General features: G+C 73.6%; 20 protein-coding genes. 9 read left to right on the top strand and 11 right to left on the bottom strand.

The window, feature by feature from the left end; genetic code table 11:
• Window positions 1-4: 4 nt before the first annotated feature.
• Complete coding sequence (locus PP1_RS27740; RefSeq protein ID WP_075314444.1) at window positions 5-1,471, bottom strand: GntP family permease; 1,467 nt, start codon at window positions 1,469-1,471, stop codon at window positions 5-7.
• Between the two features lie 74 nt (window positions 1,472-1,545).
• Window positions 1,546-2,316 carry a hypothetical protein gene (locus PP1_RS27735; RefSeq protein WP_010228257.1) on the bottom strand — a complete coding sequence of 257 codons (771 nt, stop codon included), beginning with the start codon at window positions 2,314-2,316 and terminating at the stop codon, window positions 1,546-1,548.
• Between the two features lie 66 nt (window positions 2,317-2,382).
• Here PP1_RS27735 and PP1_RS27730 point away from each other — a divergent pair, with 66 nt between their 5' ends.
• The gene (locus PP1_RS27730; protein ID WP_033199302.1) at window positions 2,383-3,345 is read left to right on the top strand and encodes a pseudouridine synthase; all 963 of its coding nucleotides are present in this window, start codon (window positions 2,383-2,385) and stop codon (window positions 3,343-3,345) included.
• A gap of 26 nt (window positions 3,346-3,371) precedes the next feature.
• Here the strand turns inward: PP1_RS27730 and PP1_RS27725 are convergent, their stop codons facing one another.
• Together PP1_RS27725 and PP1_RS27720 are read right to left on the bottom strand one after the other, a co-directional pair.
• Window positions 3,372-5,609, bottom strand: a complete 2,238-nt coding sequence (locus PP1_RS27725; protein WP_075314446.1) for a hypothetical protein — start codon at window positions 5,607-5,609, stop codon at window positions 3,372-3,374.
• A 286-nt stretch (window positions 5,610-5,895) separates the two neighbouring features.
• Window positions 5,896-6,516, bottom strand: a complete 621-nt coding sequence (locus PP1_RS27720; RefSeq protein WP_010231985.1) for an L-threonylcarbamoyladenylate synthase — start codon at window positions 6,514-6,516, stop codon at window positions 5,896-5,898.
• Between the two features lie 115 nt (window positions 6,517-6,631).
• Here PP1_RS27720 and PP1_RS27715 point away from each other — a divergent pair, with 115 nt between their 5' ends.
• Both PP1_RS27715 and PP1_RS27710 read left to right on the top strand, forming a co-directional pair.
• Window positions 6,632-7,450, top strand: coding sequence for an N-acyl homoserine lactonase family protein (locus PP1_RS27715; protein ID WP_010231982.1), 819 nt, complete (start codon window positions 6,632-6,634; stop codon window positions 7,448-7,450).
• Between the two features lie 78 nt (window positions 7,451-7,528).
• Complete coding sequence (locus tag PP1_RS27710) at window positions 7,529-7,966, top strand: FmdB family zinc ribbon protein (protein ID WP_010231979.1); 438 nt, start codon at window positions 7,529-7,531, stop codon at window positions 7,964-7,966.
• A gap of 1,281 nt (window positions 7,967-9,247) precedes the next feature.
• Here PP1_RS27710 and PP1_RS27705 read toward each other — a convergent pair.
• Window positions 9,248-9,685: a VOC family protein gene (locus PP1_RS27705; protein WP_010231974.1), complete on the bottom strand. Its 438-nt coding sequence runs from the start codon at window positions 9,683-9,685 to the stop codon at window positions 9,248-9,250.
• 10 nt (window positions 9,686-9,695) lie between these two features.
• Complete coding sequence (locus tag PP1_RS27700; protein WP_010231972.1) at window positions 9,696-10,133, bottom strand: helix-turn-helix transcriptional regulator; 438 nt, start codon at window positions 10,131-10,133, stop codon at window positions 9,696-9,698.
• 81 nt (window positions 10,134-10,214) lie between these two features.
• On the opposite strand from PP1_RS27700, the gene PP1_RS27695 reads away from it, so the two are divergent.
• Window positions 10,215-11,216: an acetamidase/formamidase family protein gene (locus PP1_RS27695; protein ID WP_029239618.1), complete on the top strand. Its 1,002-nt coding sequence runs from the start codon at window positions 10,215-10,217 to the stop codon at window positions 11,214-11,216.
• Between the two features lie 12 nt (window positions 11,217-11,228).
• The gene (locus PP1_RS27690; RefSeq protein ID WP_010231968.1) at window positions 11,229-11,990 is read left to right on the top strand and encodes an SDR family NAD(P)-dependent oxidoreductase; all 762 of its coding nucleotides are present in this window, start codon (window positions 11,229-11,231) and stop codon (window positions 11,988-11,990) included.
• On the opposite strand, the gene PP1_RS27685 is transcribed toward PP1_RS27690, so the two are convergent.
• Entirely contained in the window at window positions 11,968-12,723 is a 756-nt protein-coding gene (locus PP1_RS27685; protein WP_010231966.1) for a phytanoyl-CoA dioxygenase family protein, read from the bottom strand. The genes PP1_RS27690 and PP1_RS27685 overlap by 23 nt on opposite strands.
• 158 nt (window positions 12,724-12,881) lie before the next feature.
• Here PP1_RS27685 and PP1_RS27680 point away from each other — a divergent pair, with 158 nt between their 5' ends.
• Both PP1_RS27680 and ppk2 read left to right on the top strand, forming a co-directional pair.
• A complete protein-coding gene (locus PP1_RS27680) occupies window positions 12,882-13,790 on the top strand; it encodes an ABC transporter substrate-binding protein (RefSeq protein ID WP_010231965.1) in 909 nt (302 codons plus the stop codon).
• An 81-nt stretch (window positions 13,791-13,871) separates the two neighbouring features.
• Window positions 13,872-14,861 carry a polyphosphate kinase 2 gene (ppk2, locus tag PP1_RS27675; RefSeq protein WP_010231963.1) on the top strand — a complete coding sequence of 330 codons (990 nt, stop codon included), beginning with the start codon at window positions 13,872-13,874 and terminating at the stop codon, window positions 14,859-14,861.
• 4 nt (window positions 14,862-14,865) lie between these two features.
• Here the strand turns inward: ppk2 and PP1_RS27670 are convergent, their stop codons facing one another.
• From PP1_RS27670 to PP1_RS27660, 3 genes are all read right to left on the bottom strand, one after another.
• Entirely contained in the window at window positions 14,866-15,918 is a 1,053-nt protein-coding gene (locus PP1_RS27670) for a class I SAM-dependent methyltransferase (protein ID WP_010231961.1), read from the bottom strand.
• 145 nt (window positions 15,919-16,063) lie between these two features.
• The gene (locus PP1_RS27665) at window positions 16,064-16,291 is read right to left on the bottom strand and encodes a DUF397 domain-containing protein (protein WP_010231957.1); all 228 of its coding nucleotides are present in this window, start codon (window positions 16,289-16,291) and stop codon (window positions 16,064-16,066) included.
• Window positions 16,292-16,521: 230 nt separating this feature from the next.
• Window positions 16,522-17,415, bottom strand: a complete 894-nt coding sequence (locus PP1_RS27660; RefSeq protein WP_010231955.1) for a helix-turn-helix domain-containing protein — start codon at window positions 17,413-17,415, stop codon at window positions 16,522-16,524.
• Window positions 17,416-17,671: 256 nt separating this feature from the next.
• Here PP1_RS27660 and PP1_RS27655 point away from each other — a divergent pair, with 256 nt between their 5' ends.
• The gene (locus PP1_RS27655; RefSeq protein ID WP_010231953.1) at window positions 17,672-18,496 is read left to right on the top strand and encodes an SAM-dependent methyltransferase; all 825 of its coding nucleotides are present in this window, start codon (window positions 17,672-17,674) and stop codon (window positions 18,494-18,496) included.
• 134 nt (window positions 18,497-18,630) lie between these two features.
• Entirely contained in the window at window positions 18,631-19,890 is a 1,260-nt protein-coding gene (locus tag PP1_RS27650; protein WP_033199772.1) for an FAD-dependent oxidoreductase, read from the top strand.
• A 16-nt stretch (window positions 19,891-19,906) separates the two neighbouring features.
• Here the strand turns inward: PP1_RS27650 and PP1_RS27645 are convergent, their stop codons facing one another.
• Window positions 19,907-21,277 carry an MFS transporter gene (locus PP1_RS27645; RefSeq protein ID WP_010231949.1) on the bottom strand — a complete coding sequence of 457 codons (1,371 nt, stop codon included), beginning with the start codon at window positions 21,275-21,277 and terminating at the stop codon, window positions 19,907-19,909.
• Window positions 21,278-21,294: the final 17 nt, after the last annotated feature.

Genomic DNA, 21,294 nt, shown 5'->3' with positions numbered 1-21,294 from the left:
CCTTCTAGAAGACGTAGGACAGCGGCAGGATCAGCAGGATCGCCACGACCGAGGCGACCGACACCCCGACCGAGCAGGTCTTGAGCGCGCCCCGCACGGACTGGCCGAGCAGCGACTGGAGCAGCCAGAACGTGTTGGACGTGACGTGCACGGCGAACAGCGCACCGGCGCCCGCGGCCAGCGCGATCAGCACCGGCGCCAGGCCGATCACCGGCGCGACCGGGGCGAGGACGCCGGCCGCGGTGATCGCCGAGATGGTCACCGAGCCGATCGCGACGTGCAGCACGGCGGCGATCAGCCACACCATCAGCAGCGGTGCGGCGGTGTTCGCGGAGAAGTAGCGGCCGAGGATCTCGCCCAGCCCGGCGTCGGAGATCGTCGTGGCGAGCGAGCCGCCGACACCGGTGAGGATCAGGATCTGGCCGCTCTCGCGGAACCCGTCGCCGACCGCGCCCTCGACGAGCTCGCGGCCGTGCGCCAGCCCGACGACGGCGGTCGTCCCGACCAGCGCGATCAGCAGCGCGATCACCGGCTCGCCGAGGAAGACCAGCACCGGCTGCTCGACACCGGCGGCGTCGAGCACGGCGCCCGCGGCGATCAGGAGCAGACCGACGAGCAGCGGTGCGAAGAGCAGGATCAGCGGCAGCGGGCGACGACGGGCGCCGTCCGGCCGGCCGGCGACGGTCGTGGCCGCGCCCGACGGCTGCGGCGCCGTCCCCTCGGGACCGGCGGGATCCGCCGTCGCACCGGAGCCGGCGGCGTCGGTGTCCGGGCCGGGCCCCTCGTCGCCGTCCGTCCCCGACGGCGCCATCCCGGCCCAGGTCGGCTCCTGCTCGTCGCGCTCGGGGTCCCACCAGCCGCGCCGGAAGAGGAAGGTCATGATCCCGGTCGCGATCACGACGGTCGGGACGACGACGATCAGCCCGGCCAGCAGCATCTGCCCCATCGGGACGCCCAGCACACCGGCCAGCGCGACCGCGCCGACGCCCGGCACCATGAACACGATCCCGCACTCGAGCCCGATCGCGAGCGCCGTCGCCATCCGCGGCAGACCGTGGCTCCCGATGCGCGGCGCGATCCGCCGGGCCAGCGGCGCCGAGATGACCAGCAGGACGTCCACGAAGATCGACTGGAGGACGGTGCCGACCGTGACCGCCGTGGCGTACGGCATCCCGCGCGGCCCGCAGATGCTCAGCAGTGACGCGACGAGCCGTTCGATGGCGCCGGCCCGGTGCAGCATCGCCCCGGTGAGCACGCCGAAGGCGATCAGCAGCCCGACGTCGGCGAGGATGTCACCGAACCCGCCGGTGACGGCGTCCACGGTGCCCTGCACGCCCAGGCCCGCGGTGAGCCCGAGGTAGACCGCGCCGATCACCAGCGAGATCACCGGGTTCAACCGGAACCGGACGATCAGCACGACGGTGGCGAGCACGGCCACCACCGTGTTCACCACGATGACGGTCTCCGACACGATAGGGCTCCCTGCAGGTCCGACGGCACTGTCGCGGACCCACATCATGAACTCTTACCCACCATGCGGGCAAGTCAGGTGCAGACGTCGGCCGCGAAGTCGAGCAGCGGCACACGGTCCTGCGGCGACACCGTGAGCCGGACCGGCGGCTCCCCGGTGACGACCGCGAACGCCGTCGCGCGCTTGCTCTCCGCCAGCGCGTGACGGTCGCACCGGGCCGCCTCGATGCGCACCGGCAAACTGATGTCCTGCGCCGACGGCCCGAGTGTCAGCGGGAGGCGGCTCCCGGGCGCGGGTGTGATGCCGAACAGGGTCGTGCCGCCCAGCTCGGTGATCGACACCGGCTCCGTCCCGGCGCGGCGGTGCAGCCGCACCGTGCCGAGCAGCCGGTCCCCGGACCGCGTCCACACCGGATCGAAGGTGACGTCGGCCCGGTCCCGCGCGGCGCGCTCGGCGCACTCCGCGCGGTGCAGCGCGCCGATCGCGTCGTGCTCGTCGGCGGGGGTGAGCGTCTCCGTCGTGCCCTCGGTGGTGACGAGTGCGGTGGTGGGGGCCGGTGCGGCACGGCAGTCCGGGACGCCGAGCGGCACCCGGACGTCCGTCGTCGTCCCGGCCCCCAGCGCGGCACCCGGCACGACCGGCGCCGACGGGGTGAACCCGGCCGGGCGCAGCTCCACGCGCTCGACCCGCACATCGGCGCCGGCGCGCAGCCGGACGGTCACCACGCGGGACGCGATGTCCGAGCGGTACTGCATGACGGCGCCGGTGAGCCCGCCGCCCGGCGGCCCGGCACCGCACCCGGCAAGCCCGGCGGCGATCACGAGCAGGACCGCTGCGAGCCGCATCGCCCCACGGTACGGCCCGGGCCCTGCCGCCGGAGCGTTCGTGGCCGCCGCCGTAGGCTCGCAGGGGTGAGGTCCCGCCGCCGCCGACGCGCGTCCCGGGAGGTGCCGCCGCTCCCCGCCCGGGACGGGCTCGATCCGGCCCGGCTGCGCACCCCGCCCGCCGGGGAGTGGACGACGATGCGCGCGCACCTCGCCGACCGGCTTCCGCGCGTCGATCCCCGGCGGATCGACGCGATGCTCGCCGCCGGGGAGATCGTGACGGCGGCCGGGCCGCTGACGCCGTCGTCGCCGTTCACGCCGTCGACGACGCTGTGGCTCCACCGCGAGGAGCCCGACGAGGCCGAGGTCCCGTTCCCGGTCGAGGTGCTGCACGCCGACGACGACGTCGTGGTCGTCGACAAGCCCCACCTGCTCGCGACGATCCCGCGCGGCTCGCACGTCCGCCAGACCGTGCTCGTGCGGCTGCGGCACGAGCTCGGACTGCCCGAGCTGAGCCCCGCGCACCGGCTGGACCGTGCGACGGCCGGGGTGTTGCTGCTGGTCGCGCGCCCGGAGCTGCGCGGGGCGTACCAGATGCTGTTCGCCGAGGGCCGGGTCGGGAAGACCTACGAGGCGATCACCCGGCACGATCCGTCGCTCACACTGCCCCGCACCGAGGTGTCGCGGATCGTGAAGCGGCCGGGGATCTTCGCAGCCGTGACGGAGCCGGGCACGCCGAACGCCGAGACCCGGATCGAGCTCGACACGCACCGCGCCGGGCTGGCCCGATATCGCCTGTTCCCCCGCACCGGACGTACCCACCAGCTGCGGGTCCACCTGAACGAGCTGGGCGTGCCGATCCTCGGCGACGACGTCTACCCCGAGCTGCGGCAGCGTCCGGACGGCGACTTCACCCGCCCGCTGCAGCTGCTCTCCCGCTCCCTGGAGTTCGACGACCCGGTCAGCGGGGAGCGGCGGACGTTCGTGAGCCGCCGGACACTGCAGGCGTGGGACGACCCCGAGGGCTGGGCGGCCGGACCACGGTCCTGACGCGGCCGCCGCGGGGCCACCGCGCCTCAGCCGACGTTGCGGCCGCCCTCGCCGTGGAGCCCGTGCCCGTTCGAGGCCGGGCCGCCGCCGGAGTGCCCGTTGACGGCGGCCCCGTTGACCGGTTCCGGCTGGTCCTCGGACGCGCGGTGCCTGCCCTCACGCAGGCCCCGCTGGTAGCTCGCCAGCCGGCTGCGGACGCGGTCCGGCTGCCGCTCCCGGGAGCCGCTCGGCTGACCGCCGTTCGGCGTCTCCCGCCACGGCGGCGGGACCATCGCCTGGCCGGGAAGCCGCTGCGGGAGGCCCTGGGCGGTCGTCGGGAGGTCGACGACGCGGTCGGCGCGGATCCGCGCGGCGTCGAACTCGGCGTCGCCGGGGGTCTGCCAGTTGCCCGACGGGGCACCGTTGCCGTTGGTCCCGTTGCTCACCGGCAGCGCGGTGGTCTCGGGCGTCGACGGCTCACGGAACCAGGCCGAGGCGACCGACGCGAAGATGGGGGTGTCGTCGGCGTCGTCCACCGGGACCGGTACCTCCGAGTCGAACGGACCGAACAGCTCGACCGGTGGGGTCGTGCCGGGGGCTCCGGACACCGGTAGTGCCTCGGTGACCGGGGGCGCGTCGGGGCCGGCGGGATCCGGACCCGCCCCGTTGGACGTCCGGTCCGGTCCGGGGGCCGCCGGGCGACCGGCGGGGAGGTGCAGTCCGGTGCCCCAGCGGTCGGGCCGGACGGGGCCGGACGGACCGGGCCCCTGCCGGCCCGGGCCCGGGAGCCCCATGCCCTGCTGCCCCGGGTTCGGCTGACCGGATCCCGGGTGGCCGGCGCCCTGATGGCCAGGACCCTGCTGACCGGATCCCGGCAGGCCGGAGTTCGGCTGACCCGATCCGTGCTGACCGGCGTTCGGCTGACCGGGACCCTGCGGACCCGGGCCGTGCTGAGCAGGCCCGGGCAGACCAGACCCCTGCCGGCCCGGAACGACCTGGCCCGGCCCCTGGGGTCCGGCGCCCTGGCCGAGGCCCTGCTGACCGGGACCTTGCTGACCAGGACCCTGCTGACCGGAACTCTGCTGACCGGAACTCTGCGCTCCGGCACCGTGCACACCAGGACCCGGCACACCAGGATCGGCACCCGGCCGGACGTGCCCGTGGGCGGCGACGTCCTGCGGCCCGGAGTCCTGCGGCCCGGGCTCCTGCGCGGCGAGGTCCTGCGGGCCGGAGTCCTGCGGGGACGCGGTCCACAGCCCCGCGGCACCGTTCCGGTCCGGCGCACCGAAGGGCTGCGCCCCGGCGATCCCCCGCGGACGGCCCGGCGTGTCCCGGCGGGGCAGCGCCCCGGGCTCGTCCGGCGCCGGGGGCCCGGCCTGGGCCGCGGCCGGCGGCCGGCTCGGCAGGGAGTCGTCGTCCCGCCGGCTGCTCTGCGGCGGCGGCCAGGGCGCGTCTCCGACGGCGTCGGGCGAGGCGGGCCGGCGCAGCGACGCGGTCGGACCGACGGCCTCCGGAGCGGCGGCGGGCTGCTCGGGCTGCTGCCCCCCTCCGACGACCGACGAGGGCAGGTGCAGCACCGCGACCGGCGAGACCCCGGTGCTCGCGGCCGGGTCACGGACACCGAGCCGCGCCCCGATCGCCCGCGCCAGGCGTGCGGCGACGTGCAGCCCGATCTCCTGCGGCGCGACGGGACCGGCGGGGGTGGCCGTGTTCAGCGCGCGGTCGAGCTCCTCGACCGGGGTCCGGTGCCGGGGCGGCGTGGCGCACTGCAGCTCGACGACGACGCCGCCGTCGGGACCCCACCGGGTGTGCAGCTCCAGCCGTTCCCCGGGCGGGGTCGCACCGGCGGCGTGGGCGAGCAGCTCGGCGAGGATCTGCTCCAGGACGGGCAGGGCCGAGACGTCCACCGACACGCTCGGCGTCGGCGGGACGACGGTCCGGGAGGCCGCCTCGCTCGCGGCGACGATCGAGTCCAGCGCCTGCCCCAGCGGGGTCGGCGGGGACATCCGCCGGCCGCGCGGCGCGCCCGCCAGCACGAGGATGTGCTCGCCGTCACGGACGCCGCGACGGGCCGCCCCTGCGAGCTCGGCGAGATCGGCGAGGGCCCCGGGGCGCAGCTCGCCCGAGCGCAACCGCTCGGTCAGGAGCTGCTGTCGCTCGGACCGCGCGCGCAGCCGGTGCGCGATGGCGGCCAGTACGGCGTCGCCGCTCGCGCCCTCGCCCGGCCCGGCCGGCGGGTCCTGCCCCGGACCGGACGGGCTGTACGGCGGGTCGTCTCGCGCCACGCGATCGTCCTCCGAACGGCTGATACGACATCCGGGCCGGATGTCACGTTCCACCCGGCCCGTACGGGAACGGGTCCGGACAGGGTCGCTCACGAACCCTACTCGGCGGTTGGCTCCCCGCCCGGCCCGATGCGGTGGGCGGTGGACGACGGGCAGACGGGCGGCTCCGGCCCGCGACCGGGAGCCTTCGCACCAACCGGTCGCGCACGACCGACGGCCGGGTTCCCGCGACGGCCGTGGTCAGGACCGTGACGGCGCGATCACGCTGCGCGCCGCCGGGCCCGGATCACTCGAACCGGGACGGATCACCCGCACCCGTCCGGATGATCTCGGGCTCGTCGCCGGACAGGTCCACGACGGTCGTCGGCTCCGTGCCGCAGTCGCCGGAGTCGATGACGGCGTCGACCTGGTTGTCGAGCTCCTCCTTGATGTCCCAGCCCTGGGTCAGCGGCTCGTCGTGGCCGGGCAGCAGCAGGGTCGACGACAGCAGGGGCTCACCGAGGTTCGCGAGCAGCGCCTGGGTCGTGGCGTGGTCCGGGATCCGCACGCCGACGGTCTTCTTCTTCGGGTGCAGCAGCCGGCGCGGCACCTCCTTGGTGGCCGGGAGGATGAACGTGTAGCTCCCGGGCGTGGACGCCTTCACCGCGCGGAACACCGCGTTGGAGATCTGCACGAACTGTCCGAGCTGGGCGAACTCGGCGCAGACGAGCGTGAAGTGGTGCTTGTCGTCGAGCTTGCGGATCTGCCGGATCCGGTCGATGCCCTCCTTGTTGCCCAGGGAACAACCGAGGGCGAAACAGGAGTCGGTGGGGTACGCGATCAGGCCGCCCTCCCGGACCAGGTCGGCGACCTGACCGATGCTGCGGGGCTGGGGGTTCTGCGGGTGGACGTCGTAGTACCTCGCCATCCCGGCAGCCTGCCACGACGATCACGGCTTGTCGCCCGCGCGATCGGTGCGGCAGTGTGCATGTATCCGGTGAGACCGGGGTCACCCCGGGCGCCCGCACTCGACGAGGAGAGCGATGTCCGACGCCGACAAGATCAAGGTCACGATCCTTCCGACCGGGACGATGCACGCCGACCTGACGTGGCTGCTCATCGATCCGGGCCGGATGGCCACCCAGCAGCAGCCCGACAAGCAGCGCGACTGGATCGAGGTGCCGACGCACGTCGTCTACGTCGAGCACCCGAACGGGCAGAAACTCATGTGGGACGCCGGTGTCCCCCGCGACTGGGAGACGCGCTGGGCCCCGTCCGGGCTGGGCCAGTTCTTCCCGGTCGACGCCGCCACCGAGGACGACTGGCTGGACTCCCGGCTCAAGCAGCTGAACCTGGAGCCCAACGACATCGACTACCTGGTCCTCTCCCACCTCCACCTCGACCACGCGGCGAACGCGAAGTTCTGGGAGAAGGCCGACACGAAGATCATCGTCGACGAGGCCGAGAAGGAGGGGGCGTTCTCCTTCGACGGCCACAACAAGGGCGCACACATCAAGTCGGACTACGACACCCTCCAGCTCGACACGATCTCCGAGGACACCGAGCTGCTCCCGGGCGTCACGCTCCTGCGCACCCCGGGCCACACCTGGGGCACGATGAGCCTGCAGGTCGATCTCGCCGACTCCGGCACGATGATCTTCGCATCGGACTCGCTCTACCTGAAGGAGTCCTACGGCCCGCCGCCGATCGCGGCCGGGATCGTCTACGACACCGTGGCCTGGTTCAACTCGGTCGACAAGATCCGCGCCATCCAGGAGCGGACCGACGCGACCGTCGTCTTCGGACACGACGCGAACCAGATCAAGGAGCTCCGCACCGGTCCGGGCAACTCCTACACCTGACCCGTCCGCCCCGCCCGTCCTGTCCCCCGGCCCGGCCGCGACCTCCGCGGCCGGGCCCCGCCCCGGAAGGTCGTCGCCGTGCCGGTCTACGACTACGCGTGCTCCTGCGGCACCCGCTTCGAACTGATGGTCCCGTCCTGGTCGACGCCGGCGCCCGACTGCCCGGACTGCGGCGCGGCGACGAGCCGTCGCCCACCGAGCCCGGCGATGCGCGGCCGGGCCGCCCCGCCGACGGCGATGTCGTCGGCACCGCAGTCCTGGGAGGGACTGAACAACGGCGACCGGGACACGATCACGCACTGGCGCCGGACCGTGGAGGCCCGCCAGGAGTTCGAGTCGAACCATCCCGAGCACCGCGAGCACCGCGACGCGATCGCCGCCCACGAGGGCCGCTTCGAACGGAAGCCGCTGACCTACAAGGAGCTCGCGTCCCGCGCCGCGACCAGCAAGGACGCCGGTCAGGCCGCCGCCGAGGCCAGCCGCGCCCGACGCACACCGCCCCCTCCCACCGACTGACCCCACCACCCCCGTCGCCCACCCGGGCCCAGCCGACCACCCGATCCGGGACGAAGCGCCCACGCCCTGCGGAGCCACACGCCTGCCAGCAGCGACACCGGCTCGGGGGTAGCCACAGCCCCGGGGTAGCCACACGCCCGGGGTAGCCACAGGCTCGGGGGCAGCCACAGGCTGGGGGCAGCCGCACACCTGTCGGGCAGCGCCACCCAGGCGCTGGCCGGCCACGCACCTATCGGCAGCCGCACAAAGCCTCTGGGGACAGCCGCGCAGGCTCCGGCGGAGCCGCACAGGTTCAGGTGCTAACGCACAGCATCACGGGTAGTCGCACAAGCCCGAGCCCGTGCGGTTGCCTGACAAGCTGTGCGGCTGCCTGGGAGCTGTGCGGCCGGTGCGAACGGCGCGCACCGAACCTGTGCGGCTTCCGTTCGCTCCGGCGGCGGCGCCCGGCGCCCGGCGCCGCCGCAGCCGTCAGCTGGTCGCAGACCGCCGCGACGACCTTCCGCGCGCGTAGCGGACACCGCACAGCTTCCGGGCCGACCGACCACGCCCCGCGGCGCAGGCACCCCAGCAACCGCACAGCTTCCGGGACGGCGCACAAGCTCAGCCTCGTGCGGCAGCCATCCAACCTGTGCGGCTCTACCCACGCCTGCGCGGCTACCCCGAGCATGTGCGGCTGTCGAGCCTCGGGGCCTCGCTGCCGGCAGCCGCGAACGCGAACACGACGTAGCCGCACAGCTTCCGGTGCAGCCGCACAAGCCCGAACATGTGCGGCAGCCGACCAACCCATGCGGATACCGATGAACCTGTGGCGCTGCCGGCGAACCTGTGCGGCTACGCCCATGCCTGTATGGCGCCGCCCCTCCTGCGTGGCCGGGCCCCATCCGCGTGGCAGCACCCCACCCGCGTGGCGGCGCCCCATCCGCGTGACAGCGCCCCACCCGTATGGCGGCACCTCGCCTGTGCTGCGCCGCGCCTGTGGCCGCGCGTCGCCTGTGGCCGCGCCCTGCCTGAGGCGGCAGCGCCCGGGCGCCATGCAGCCGCGCCCGGCCGCCCGCTCCGGAACTCCATGACCTGCGCCGGACAACCAGGCAACCGCACAGATTCCGTGCCTCTCGCACGAGCTCGGGCTTGTGCGAATGCCCCCGAACCCATGCGGCCGTCACCGAACCTGTGCGGCTGCCGCTGGACCTGTGCGGCTCTCGCTGGGCCGGGCGCCGCGGCGGGGCGCGGCGGGGCGGGGCGGGGGCCGCGGGGCAGGTCGCGTGGGTCAGGGGGCTCGGGTCAGGTCGCGTGGGGGAAGTCGGAGCCGTCGTAGGGCCTGGGTTCCACCAGCACCAGCCAGTTCCCGGAGTTGTCCCGCATCACCGCCTCGATCCCGTACGGCCGCTCCGACGGCGGCTGTGTGAACTCCACCCCCTGCGCGACGAGTTTCGCGTGGTCGCCGTGGCAGTCGTCGGTGGTCAGGCCGAACCCGCCCATCCGGCCGGCGGCGAGCGAGCGCGCGACCGCCTCGGCCATGCCCTCGTCCAGGGGCGGGCCGGGCTTCATCAGGGTCACCTCCAGCTCCGGGTGGGCCGGGTGGTGGACGGTGACCCAGCGGAACCCGTCGCCCATCGCGACGTCGGTCCCCTCGACGAAGCCGAGGACGTCGCAGTAGAAGCGCTTGGCGGCGTCCTGGTCGGTGACGTACAGCGTGACCAGCGAGATGTTCGTGAGCATGCGGCGGACGCTAGTCCCGGCCGGTACCCGGCGGCTTCTCCGCGATTGCGGTGTCGGACAGCCCGTGCATGAACACGTAGCACCCGGGGATCCGCGGAGCGCCGCGCGCGGCCCACCGCGCCTGGTACGCCGACGGGCTCACCCCGACGAGGCGGGTGAACCGGCTGCTGAACGACCCCAGCGACGAGTACCCGACGAGCGTGCAGACCTCGGTGACGGTCAGGTTCGTCGCCCGGAGCAGGTCCTGTGCCCGCTCGATCCGGCGCCGGGTGAGCAGCGCGGCGGGGGTGTGTCCGTAGACGGCGGCGAAGCAGCGCAGGAAGTGGTACTTCGACACCCCGGCGACGGCGGCGAGCCCGGCCAGGTCGAGCGGCTCGGCGTAGCGCCGGTCGATCTCGTCGTGCGCCCGCCGGAGGTGGGGAAGCAGACCCTCCGGTACCCGGGGCACCGACGCACCGTACGCCCGCGCCGGGAGCCGCGCGCGACGCAACCGTTGCCGCCGTCACACCCGGCACGCCAGGATCGGATGATGCAGGTCGTCGAGTACCGCCCCGAACGGCACGAGTTCGCCTGGACGTTCGGCGGCGCCCCGCCCACCCACCGCATCGCGCCCGGCACCTGCCTGCGGCTCTGGACCGAGGACGCGTTCTCCGGGCGCATCACCTCCACCACCGACCGGCCGACCGACGTCCTCGACATGGCCGAGGTGAACCCGCAGACCGGGCCGTTCTTCGTCGAGGGCGCCGAGCCGGGCGACACCCTCGCGCTCCACATCGTCGAGCTGACCCCGGCCCGGGACTGGGGCGCGTCGACGACGATCCCGTTCTTCGGCGCGCTGTCGGTCACCGAGCGGACCGCGCTGCTGCACGAACCGTTGCCGGAGCGGGTCTGGATCTACCAGCTCGACCGGGACGCCGGCACCGTGCGGTTCGAGGCGACGAGCGCCGACCTGCAGCTGGACCTGCCGTGCAACCCGATGCTGGGCACGGTCGGCGTCGCGCCACCGGCCCGTGAGGTGCGCAGCTCGCTGGTGCCGGACGTGTTCGGCGGCAACATGGACACCCCGGAGATGCGGGCCGGTGCGACGTGCTTCCTACGGGTCAACGTCGAGGGCGCGCTGTTCTCCGTCGGCGACGGCCACTACCGGCAGGGCGAGGGCGAGAGCTGCGGGACGGCCGTCGAGGGCGCCATGGACGTCGTCCTGCTCGTGGAGCTCGTCAAGGGTGCGCCGGCTCCGGCGTGGCCGCGGATCGAGACGGACACGCACTACGTCGTCGTCGGGTCGTCCCGGCCGCTGGAGGACGCCTGGCGGGCGTCCCAGGTCGGCATGATCGCCTGGCTCGGCGAGCTCTACGGGCTGGACCGGCTGGACGCCTACCAGCTGCTCACCCAGGCCGCGGAGTCGCCGCTGGCCAACGTCGTCGACACCAACTACAGCGCCGTCACCAAGATCGCCAAAGCGCTGCTGCCGGACGCCGCCGCCTACAACGGCGTGCACCGCCACCTGCGCGAGCAGGCCCGGTCCCTGTAGAGGAGATCCGTCATGGACATGTTGCTGGGCGACCGCGTCGTGCTGGTCACCGGAGGGTCGCGCGGCATCGGCCGCGCGGTGGTCGAGCTGCTCGCGGCCGAGGGGGCCCGGGTCGCGTTCTGCGCCCGCGACGCCGACGGCGTGCGGGTCGCGGAGGACGAGCTGCGGGCCGGGGGCGCGGACGTGGCCGGGACGGCCGTCGACGTCGCCGACGGGGACGCGCTGGCGGGCTGGGTGGCCGCGAGCGCCGAGCGGTTCGGTGCGCTCGACGCCGTCGTCGCGAACGTCAGCGCGCTGGCCATCGGGCCGGGCGAGGAGAACTGGCGGTCGAGCTTCGAGGTGGACCTGCTGCACACCGTCCGCCTGGTCGAGGCCGCGCTGCCGCACCTGCAGCGCAGCGACGCCGCGTCGATCACCGCGGTGTCGTCGGTGTCGGGCCGCGAGGTCGACTTCGCGGACGGCTCGTACGGCGTCATGAAGGCGGCGCTCGTGCACTACGTGTCCGGGCTCGCGTTCGACCTCGCCGCGACGGGGATCCGCGCGAACGCCGTCTCCCCCGGCAACGTCTACTTCCCCGGCGGGGTGTGGCAGAACGTCGAGCAGGGCAACCCCGACCTCTTCGCGCACGCGATGGGCCTGAACCCGACCGGCCGGATGGGGACGCCGGAGGAGACCGCCTACGCGGTCGTCTCCCTGGTCAGCCCGCTGGCGAGCCGGATCAGCGGGACGAACCTGGTCGTCGACGGTGCCCTCACCCGCGGAGTGCAGCTCTGACGGCCCGCTCCACCGGCGCCCGGCCGTCGTCGAGGTCGAACGCGGGCTCGGTCGCCGGCTCCAGCGGCGGCTGCGCGATGATCCGCGGCCCGCGCATCCCCGGTCCCGGGCGCTGCGCCCGGTGCACGACGAACGGGTGCACGAGGTGGACGTCGCCGGCCCGGCCGGTCGCGGCGACCTCGGGACGGTGTGCGGAGGCCGGGACGGCGGCGGCGCACAGCTCCGCCCAGCCGGCGCCGTCGTCGCCGTACGGCGCGAGCAGCGGGACGACGTCGAGGTGCGACCCGGCGCGCAGGAGGGTCGGCGCATCGTCAGGGCCGACGTCGGAGTAGAGGAACAGCATCAGCAACGCCCGGCCACGGGACCGGACCGACAGCCGCGGACCGCCGTCCGGCCCGGCGAACGACGCCTCGACGTGCCAGCCGTCGTCGCCCGGGTCCCCGGCGTGCGGGAACCGGATCGGGAAGGTGCCCATCCCGAGGCGGGGCCGCCAGCGCCCGGCGCCGACCAGCACGTCGCAGGCGGCACGCAGGGCCGGGGTGCCTGCCGACGCGGTGAACTCGGGCGCGGACATCGACTCGACCCGGACGACGGGCGCGGTCCAGGTCGCGGGCTCGTCGAGGTCGGTGCCCCGCTGCCGCAGCTCGTCCGCCAGCAGCGCGCGGCAGCGGGCCGCGAGCTCCCGGGGGAACGCGCCCGGCAGGTGGACGTAGCCGTCGTCCTCGAAGGTCATCGCCGGACATCGTGGACGGTCGCGGCGATCCCGGCGAACGATTTCGGTCACGACGGGACACTCCGCCGCATGACCGAGGCTAGGCTCACCTCACCCCGGGCCTCCGGCGGCCCCGAACCGCCGGACCGGCCCTCGACGGTCCCCGAAGGAGATCGACCGTGCCCGCTCCCCGGGCCGCGCTGCCGGCGCTGGCCGCCCTGCTCTGCCTGCTCGTCACCGCCTGCGCGGGATCGGACGGCGCCGCCACCGGCGACGCCGGACGGACCGTCGCGCACGCCCGGGGGGAGACGGCCGTCCCCGCCGACCCGCAGCGGATCGTCGTCCTCGAACCGGTGCTGCTCGACACCGCCGTCGCGCTCGGCGCGGTCCCGGCCGGTGCCGCGGTGCTGTCCGAGGCCACGGGCGTCCCGTCCTACCTGGGCGAACCGGCCCGGGGGATCACGGTGGTCGGGACCGTCGCCGCACCCGACCTGGAGCGGATCGCGGCGCTGCAGCCCGATCTCGTCCTCGGCACCGAGTCCCGGCACGCCGACCTGTACGACCAGCTCTCGGCGATCGCCCCCACCGCGTTCCTCGCGTCGCAGGCGGACCCGTGGCAGGACAACGTCCGCTTCGCCGGGCGCGCGCTCGGCCGGGAGGAGCAGACCGAGCAGCTCCTGGAGGACTACGCGACCCGGTGCGCGGAGGTCGCCGGCACGCACGGCACGCAGGGCCGGACCGCCCAGCTGATCCGGCCGCGGGACGGCCTGCTCACCCTGTACGGCCCCACCTCGTTCGCGGGCAGCACGCTCGAGTGCGCCGGCTTCACCCTCCCGCCGCGCGACTGGGAGGACTCGATCTCGGTGGACCTCTCCCCCGAGCTCGTCCAGGAGGCGCGCGCCGACGAGGTCTTCCTGACGGCGGCCGACCCGTCGTCGCCGGACGCGGTCCCGCCCGCGGTCACGGCCGTCCGGGACAGCGCGTTCCCGCGGCTGCACACGGTGGACCAGTCGTTCTGGATCACCGGCGTCGGTCCGCTCGGCGGGCAGCGGGTGCTCGACGACATCGACCGGGTCCTCGGCGGCTGACCCGTCCCGCTGCCCGGTGATCATTCGGATGTCACCGGGCGGTCGCCGGGCGGACACCCGCACCGCGCAGCGTGGCACCTCGTGGAGGAGACCCCCGACCCCCGTCCCGACAGCCCCGGCACCGAGCTGCCGCACCCCGCCGCGGTCGACCGGGACCGCTTCCGGGTCGACGACTCGGACGACGACGACCCGACGCTCGTCGGGCCGGAGGGGAGGCCGGTCGACACCTGGCGGCAGGGCTACCCCTACGACGACCGGCTCACCCGCGCCGACTACGAGCGCCAGAAGCGGCTGCTGCAGATCGAGCTGCTGAAGCTGCAGAACTGGGTGAAGGACACCGGCAGCCGGGTCGTCGTCCTGTTCGAGGGGCGCGACGCCGCCGGCAAGGGCGGGACGATCAAGCGGTTCACCGAGCACCTGAACCCGCGGGGTGCCCGGGTCGTCGCCCTCGAGAAGCCGACCGAGCGCGAGGCCGGGCAGTGGTACTTCCAGCGCTACGTCGCACACCTGCCCGCGGCCGGCGAGATCGTGCTGTTCGACCGCTCCTGGTACAACCGCGCGGGCGTCGAGCGGGTCATGGGCTTCACCGACGCCCGGTCCTACATGGAGTTCCTGCGGGCGACCCCGGAGCTGGAGCGGATGCTGGTGCGTTCCGGGATCCACCTGGTCAAGCTGTGGTTCTCGGTGTCGCGCGAGGAGCAGCGCACCCGCTTCCTGATCCGCCAGGTCGACCCGGTCCGGCAGTGGAAGCTCTCCCCCATGGACCTGGCGTCGCTGGACAAGTGGGAGGCCTACACCGAGGCCAAGGAGGCCATGTTCTTCTACACCGACACCAAGGACGCCCCCTGGACGGTGATCAAGAGCAACGACAAGAAGCGGGCCCGGCTGGAGGCGATGCGCCACGTCCTGGGCCTGTTCGACTACCCGGGCAAGGACGCCGGGGTGGCCGCGCCGCCGGACCCGCTGATCGTCGGCCCGGCGGCGGAGATGTTCGAGCACGGCGAGCAGCCGAGCCGGTTCCCGCCGCTGACCGACACCGGGCGGACGGGCCGGGCCGGACCGCCGGCGTGATCCTCTAGGCCGGTTCGGCCACCAGCGTCATCGTGAGCGAGTGGCCGACGCCCAGCCCCGGCCCCGCCTCCCGCTCCAGCCCCAGCAGCGTGTGCGCGAGCCGGGCGCCCTCCGCGTCGCCGATCCCGGCGGCACCGGCGAAGGGGTCGAGCGCCGCGTTCCAGCGGGCGGCGAACCGGTCCAGCCAGGCCAGCACGTCGGCCGGGGCGCCCGACCGGGCGGGCACGAAGCGCAGGTCGTCCGGGCGCACCCGGCCCGGATCGCGGACGAGGTCGTTCACCAGGGTCCGGAACCGCGGCACCTCCGGATGGAAGGTCCCGGTGGCGGTGTGCCTGCCGACTAGCACCGAGCGGTCGACGGCGGTCCGTGACACGACCCGGACGCCGCTGCCGTCCGCCGCCTCGTCCACACAGGCGTCGAGCTGCGGGCGGCCGTAGAACGTCATCGGCTCGGAGATCGTCCCGCCGCCGCCGGCGAAGAAGCTCATCGCGTAGTCCCAGCGCTCGGCGTCCCACCGGGGCTGCCACTCGACGGAGTACCGCCCGAGCACGTCGACGACGACGGCGGCCCGCCTGCCGCGTGCCGCAACCGCGGTGAGCACGGATCCGAGGGCCGCGACGAGCTCGGCACGGGTCAGGTGCGAGTAGGGGACACCGCAGGACAGGTACAGGTCGAACGCCCCGTCCGGGATCGCGTCCCGAACGTCCCCCAGTACGAACGACGCGGACGGCGCGGTGACCGCCGCGCGGGCCGTCTCCACCATCTCGGGATCGACGTCCAGCCCGACGTAGTGCAGCCGGTCCTCGGTGACCAGGGGCGGGGCGTCCGGAGCCGCGCGGGTCAGGAGCGACCATCCGTCCGCGGTGCCGGAACCGACGTCGAGCACGCGGACCGGGTCGCCGGGGCCGGCTCCGACGGCGGCCAGTGCCGCGGCGATCACCCGGCGGGTGACGGGCTCCTCGGAGAGGATCTTGACCGGGTCACGGCGGGACGGCGACAGGTAGTGGGCACTCGCTCCCCGGTAGGAGGGCGCCGGTGCCTGATCGGAACGGCTCACCGTTACTTACTACCCCGGACCGGCATCACCGGTGCCCGTCGACGCGTCCGATGTGGCCGGTGTCGCGCTGCACCGCCGGGCCGGACTCACCGCGGGCGGCCGTGGTCGGGACGGCCGCCCGCGGGAGGATCATGGGGACCCGCCGTCAGGCGAGGTCGTCGAGCTCGCCGCTCTTGATCGAGGCGAGGAACCCCGCCATCCCGGCGGCGGAGAAGCCCAGGACGGTGCCGTGCGGGTCGCGGGAGTTGCGGACCGCCACACCGGTGCCTGCGACGGCGAGCTCCACGCAGTTGCCCTGGTAACCGCTGCGGACGCTCTTGCGCCAGGCCAGCGCGTCGATCGACGCGGGGCTGGTCGGATGCATCTGATCCATGCGAACGCTCACCTCATCTGCACGTGCATGTTCCGTTGCGATGAAGGTAGCAGCGGTGCAGGGGGCCCATCGCGCAAAACCGTTCGACGGCGCCCGGCGGTCGATCAACCGCGCCCGGCTGTCCCCGGGCGGTCCCCGCGAGGCCCATGTGGACCGATTCCGGGACGAATCCGACAGACCGGAACCGCTCGTCGCGGGAATCCGCCCGCCGCGAGGAGCCCTCGGACCGCTCAGGCCTCGGCGAGCACCTTGGACAGCGCCTGCTTGGTCTGCTCCGGCGACAGGGCGTCGACGGTGAGGCGGTCCATGGCCCGGCCGTAGCGCTCGACGTCCGCCCGCTTGTCCAGGTACGACGCCCCGGTCATCTCCTCCAGGTAGACCAGGTCGGGCAACTCGGCCTCGGCGAAACGGAGCATCGAGAAGGCGTGCTCGGCGCCGTAGCCCGACAGGTCCCACGGGAGCAGCTGGATGATCACGTTCGGCAGTGCGGCGAGCTCCAGCAGGTGCTCGAGCTGTCCCCGCCGCACGGCGTGGCCGCCCACCGGGCGGTGCAGCACCGCCTCGTCGAGGACGACCCAGAAGGTCGGGGCGTCCTTGCGGTGCAGGACCCGCTGCCGTCGCATCCGGACCTCGAGACGCTTCTCGACGCCGGCCCGCTCCGAACTGGGCAGGTCGGTGCGCCCTCCGCTGACGACGGCACGGGCGTAGCCCTCCGTCTGCAGCAGCCCGGGCACGAACAGCAGCTCGTAGCTGGAGATACGGGAGGCCGAGGCCTCCAGGCCGACGAAGTCCTCGAACCAGCCCGGCACGACGTCGTTGTAGCGGGCCCACCAGCCGCTCTCGTTGCTCTCCCCGGTCATCGCGAGCACCTGCTCGCGCTCCGGGCCCTCGCCGACGCCGTACATCGTCAGCAGGTCGGCGACGTCGCGCTCCTTGAACCCGACCTTGCCGGACTCGAGCCTGCTCATCTTCGAGTCCGAACCCCGGATCGCGTACGCCGCGTCGGCCCGCCGGATCCCCGCACGCTCGCGCAACCGGCGCAGGTGGGAGCCGAGCACGATCCGCCGCGCGGTCGGGCCGCGGTCGGCACCGGGGGGCGCGGGGCTGTTCGGACTCGGGACCACCGGAAGGACTCCTGCGGGTCGATCGGCACTGCTCGGACGCTGACGTCGCTCACCGACGGCCACCGCCCCAGGAGGCACAGCGGGCCGATCGGGTGATTAAGCGTACACAATGATTCTGCGAATCGTCAGCGGCGCCGATCACGTGGACGTCACTCGACGATCACCCTGCGTCGCCGTCAGGGGGGTCCGCTACGGTGACCGCCACCGGTGACCGAGGCCGCCGGACCACCGACGACTGCTGTGAGGACACCCGCTGATGGCCCAGCCGACCGACGGGCGCGCACCTGCGTACATCGACACGACGAAGGCCAGCATCGCCCGCGTCTACGACTACGCGCTCGGTGGCAAGGACAACTACGAGGTCGACCGGGACACCATCGAGCGCGTCCGGAAGATCGCGCCGGAGGTCAACCAGCTCGCCGTCGACAACCGGGCGTTCCTGATCCGCGCGGCACGCTTCATCGCCACCCAGACCTCGATCACCCAGTACCTGGACTGCGGCTCCGGACTGCCGACCGCGGAGAACACCCACCAGGTCGTGCAGCGGCTGCAGCCCGAGGCCCGCATCGTCTACGTCGACAACGACCCGACGGTGATCGCGCACGGCCGCGCACTGCTGGAGGACAACGAGCTCACCCGGTTCTCCCCCGCCGACATCCGCGACCCCGAGGCGGTCCTCACCGACCCCGCGGTGCAGGGTTTCCTCGACCTCGATCAGCCGGTGGCCCTGTTCCACATCGGGACCATCCACCACTTCGACGACGCCGACGAGCCGCAGGCGGTCATGGCCAAGTTCGTCGAGCGGCTGGCGCCCGGCTCGGTCGTCGCGATCGCGCACTTCTTCGACCCGGAGGACGGGGACAGCGAGCTGGCCCACCGGATGGAGCAGGTCTTCGTCCACAGCCCGATGGGCAGCGGCCGGTTCCGGACGCTGTCCGAGATCCAGGCCCTGTTCCCGGGGCTCGACATGGTCGACCCGGGCGTCGTGCCCTGCTTCCGCTGGTGGCCGGACGGTCCGCAGCTCAAGACGGAGGACCCGGTCCAGCGGTGCATCGTCGGCGGCATCGGCATCAAGCGGTAGCACCCGGCACCCGAGCCCACCACCGGCCCGTCCTGCACGACGGGCCGGCGGTTCCGCGTCCCGCGATTGCGCGGCGACCCTCCGCGGGCGCATACTCGCCTTAATTCAACAACAGTTGAAATGAGGTGATCGCGATGGAGCGGACGACCTGCTGCGTGGTCGGTGGCGGCCCCGCGGGAATGATGCTCGGGCTCCTGCTCGCCCGCGCCGGCGTCGACGTGACCGTCCTGGAGAAGCACGGCGACTTCCTGCGGGACTTCCGCGGCGACACCGTGCACCCGACGACCCTCGACCTGCTCGACGACCTCGGGCTCGCCGAGCGGTTCGCTGCGCTGCCGCAGAGCCGGGTCACCGAGGTGGCACTGCCCGACGAGCACGGTGGTGTGCAGCGGGTCGGCAACTTCGACCTGCTGACGAAGGTCGGCGTGCGGCACCCCTACGTCGCGCTCGTCCCGCAGTGGGACCTGCTCGACCTCCTCGCCGACGCGGCCCGGAGCGAACCCGGCTTCCACCTGCGGATGGACACCCGCGCGACCTCGATGATCCGTGAGAACGGCCGGGTCGTGGGCGTGCGGTACCGGACGACGACCGGCGAGCACGAGCACACCGACGGCGAGATCCGCGCCGACCTCACCGTCGCCTGCGACGGCAGGCACTCGGTGCTGCGTGACGGGTCCGGCCTCCCGGTCACCGAGTTCGACGTCCCGTTCGACACCTGGTGGTTCCGGCTGCCGCGGCACGCCCACGAGACCGAGGCCACCCTCGTGCCGAAGATCGGGAACGGCCGGTTCGCGGTCGTCATCCCCCGCGAGGGCTACTTCCAGATCGGCTACCTCGCCCCCAAGGGCATCGACGCTCGGCTGCGGGCGCGCGGGCTCGAGGCGTTCCGCACGGACGTGGCGGAGCTGATCCCCGAGTTCGCCGACCGCGTCGAGGCGCTGGAGTCGATGGACGACGTGAAGCACCTCGACGTGCACCTGAACCGGCTGCGCCGCTGGCATGTCGACGGCCTGCTCTGCATCGGCGACGCCGCCCACGCGATGTCGCCGATCGGCGGGGTGGGGATCAACCTGGCGATCCAGGACGCCGTCGCCACCGCCGCGCTGCTCGCCGCGCCGCTGCAGCGGGGCACGGTCACCGCCGACGATCTCGCCCGCGTCCGGAACCGGCGCCGGATCCCGACGATGCTGGTCCAGGGCCTCCAGCGGATCATGCACGCGAACATCGCGGGTCCGGCGCTGGCCGGTGAGCTCGACGGCCCACCGGCCCCGCTGATCCGGCTGATGCGCCGGGTGCCCGCACTGCAGATCGTCCCCGCATACCTGGTCGGGGTCGGGTTCCGGCCCCAGCGGGCACCGGACTTCGCGCGCCGCACCCCCGCGTCGACCGGCTGAGCGACGGCCGGCGGGATCAGCGCGAGCCGTCCTGCCGGCCGGAACCGGCGTCCTCGGGCACCGTGAGGTCCCGGTCGAGGGTCTCCGGCGCCATCCGGGCGGCGACGAGGCTGATCAGCGCCATCCCGGACATGTAGATCGCGACCGGGATCCACGACCCCCAGAACACCGACAGCAGCGCGGCGCAGATCAGCGGGGCGACACCGCCGCCCAGCGCGGCGGAGAACTCGCGGCCCAGCGTCACGCCGGCATAGCGGTATCGGTTGCCGAACAGCTCCGGGAAGTAGCTCATCTGCACCCCGACCGCGCCGTTGACGGCGAGGACGAACCCGACGACCAGCGTCACGGTGATCGCGACCGGGTTGCCCGTGTTCATCGCGACGAACGCCGGTGCGGGCAGCAGGACGATCGCCAGCATGATGAACGAGTAGACCGGCTTGCGGCCGATCCGGTCGGAGAGCGCCCCGAACCCGAAGGCCGCGATCCCGCCGCAGATCGCGCCGATCAGCAGCACCGGCGGCACGAACTCGGAGTCGACGCCGACCGTCGTCACCAGGTACGAGGCGATGAAGACCTGGAAGGTGTAGGACTGCGCGCTGGTCCCGATGTTCATGAACAGGGCGAGCAGCATCGGGCGCCTGCCGTGCCGGAAGACCTCGGCGGCAGGCTTGCGCGGCGCGACGTGCGACTCCTTCAGCTCGGCGAAGACGGGGCTCTCGTCGAGCTTGCGCCGGATCAGCATCGCGACCGCGGTGACGATCAGGCTGGACAGGAACACCAGGCGCCAGCCCCAGGCCATGAGGGCCTCCTCGGGCAGCTGCTGCACCGCGATCCAGACGACCGCACCGAGCGCGGTGCCCAGTGCCGCGCCGACCATCACGAGCGAGGCGTAGCGCCCGCGCCGGCCGCGCCCGACGGTCTCGGTGAGCAGCGTCGCCGCCCCGGCCTGCTCGGCCCCGGCGCCGAACCCCTGGAAGAACCGGCAGAGCACCAGGAGTGCGGGCGCGAGGATCCCGATCGTCCCGTAGGTCGGCAGCAGGCCGATGAGCATCGTGGACCCGCCCATCAGCAGCAACGTCGCGACGAGCACCCACTTGCGTCCGAGCCGGTCGCCGTAGCGGGAGAAGAACAGGCCGCCCAGCGGCCGGGCGAGGAACCCGACGGCGTAGGCGGAGAAGCTGGCCAGGATGCCGACGGCCGGTGAGACGTTCGGGAAGAACAGCGTCGAGAACACCAGCGCGGACGCGGTGCCGTAGATGACGAAGTCGTACTGCTCGAGCGTCGTCCCGACCAGACCGGCCCAGGCCGCCTTGCGGGTGGCCCGCGGGTCGGCGGGCCGGTCGGGATCTACTGTGGACGGATTCGTGGTGCTTCCGCTGGTGTCCATACGTCCTCGGATGGATC

The sequence above is a fragment of the Pseudonocardia sp. P1 genome (genome assembly GCF_000178675.2).
Lineage (GTDB): Bacteria > Actinomycetota > Actinomycetes > Mycobacteriales > Pseudonocardiaceae > Pseudonocardia.
Note: the sequence above shows the minus strand (reverse complement) of the source record. Positions and strands in the feature narration are given on the sequence as shown.

Excerpts from the sequence above, each read along its gene's own strand:
- PP1_RS27695 (WP_029239618.1), top strand. The coding sequence starts at position 10,215 with ATGCAGGTCGTCGAGTACCGCCCCGAACGGCACGAGTTCGCCTGGACG.
- PP1_RS27720 (WP_010231985.1), bottom strand. The coding sequence starts at position 6,516 with ATGGCGAGGTACTACGACGTCCACCCGCAGAACCCCCAGCCCCGCAGC.
- PP1_RS27685 (WP_010231966.1), bottom strand. The coding sequence starts at position 12,723 with ATGACCTTCGAGGACGACGGCTACGTCCACCTGCCGGGCGCGTTCCCC.
- PP1_RS27650 (WP_033199772.1), top strand. The coding sequence starts at position 18,631 with ATGGAGCGGACGACCTGCTGCGTGGTCGGTGGCGGCCCCGCGGGAATG.
- PP1_RS27705 (WP_010231974.1), bottom strand. The coding sequence starts at position 9,685 with ATGCTCACGAACATCTCGCTGGTCACGCTGTACGTCACCGACCAGGAC.
- PP1_RS27690 (WP_010231968.1), top strand. The coding sequence starts at position 11,229 with ATGGACATGTTGCTGGGCGACCGCGTCGTGCTGGTCACCGGAGGGTCG.
- PP1_RS27665 (WP_010231957.1), bottom strand. The coding sequence starts at position 16,291 with ATGGATCAGATGCATCCGACCAGCCCCGCGTCGATCGACGCGCTGGCC.
- PP1_RS27645 (WP_010231949.1), bottom strand. The coding sequence starts at position 21,277 with ATGGACACCAGCGGAAGCACCACGAATCCGTCCACAGTAGATCCCGAC.
- PP1_RS27655 (WP_010231953.1), top strand. The coding sequence starts at position 17,672 with ATGGCCCAGCCGACCGACGGGCGCGCACCTGCGTACATCGACACGACG.
- PP1_RS27715 (WP_010231982.1), top strand. The coding sequence starts at position 6,632 with ATGTCCGACGCCGACAAGATCAAGGTCACGATCCTTCCGACCGGGACG.
- PP1_RS27735 (WP_010228257.1), bottom strand. The coding sequence starts at position 2,316 with ATGCGGCTCGCAGCGGTCCTGCTCGTGATCGCCGCCGGGCTTGCCGGG.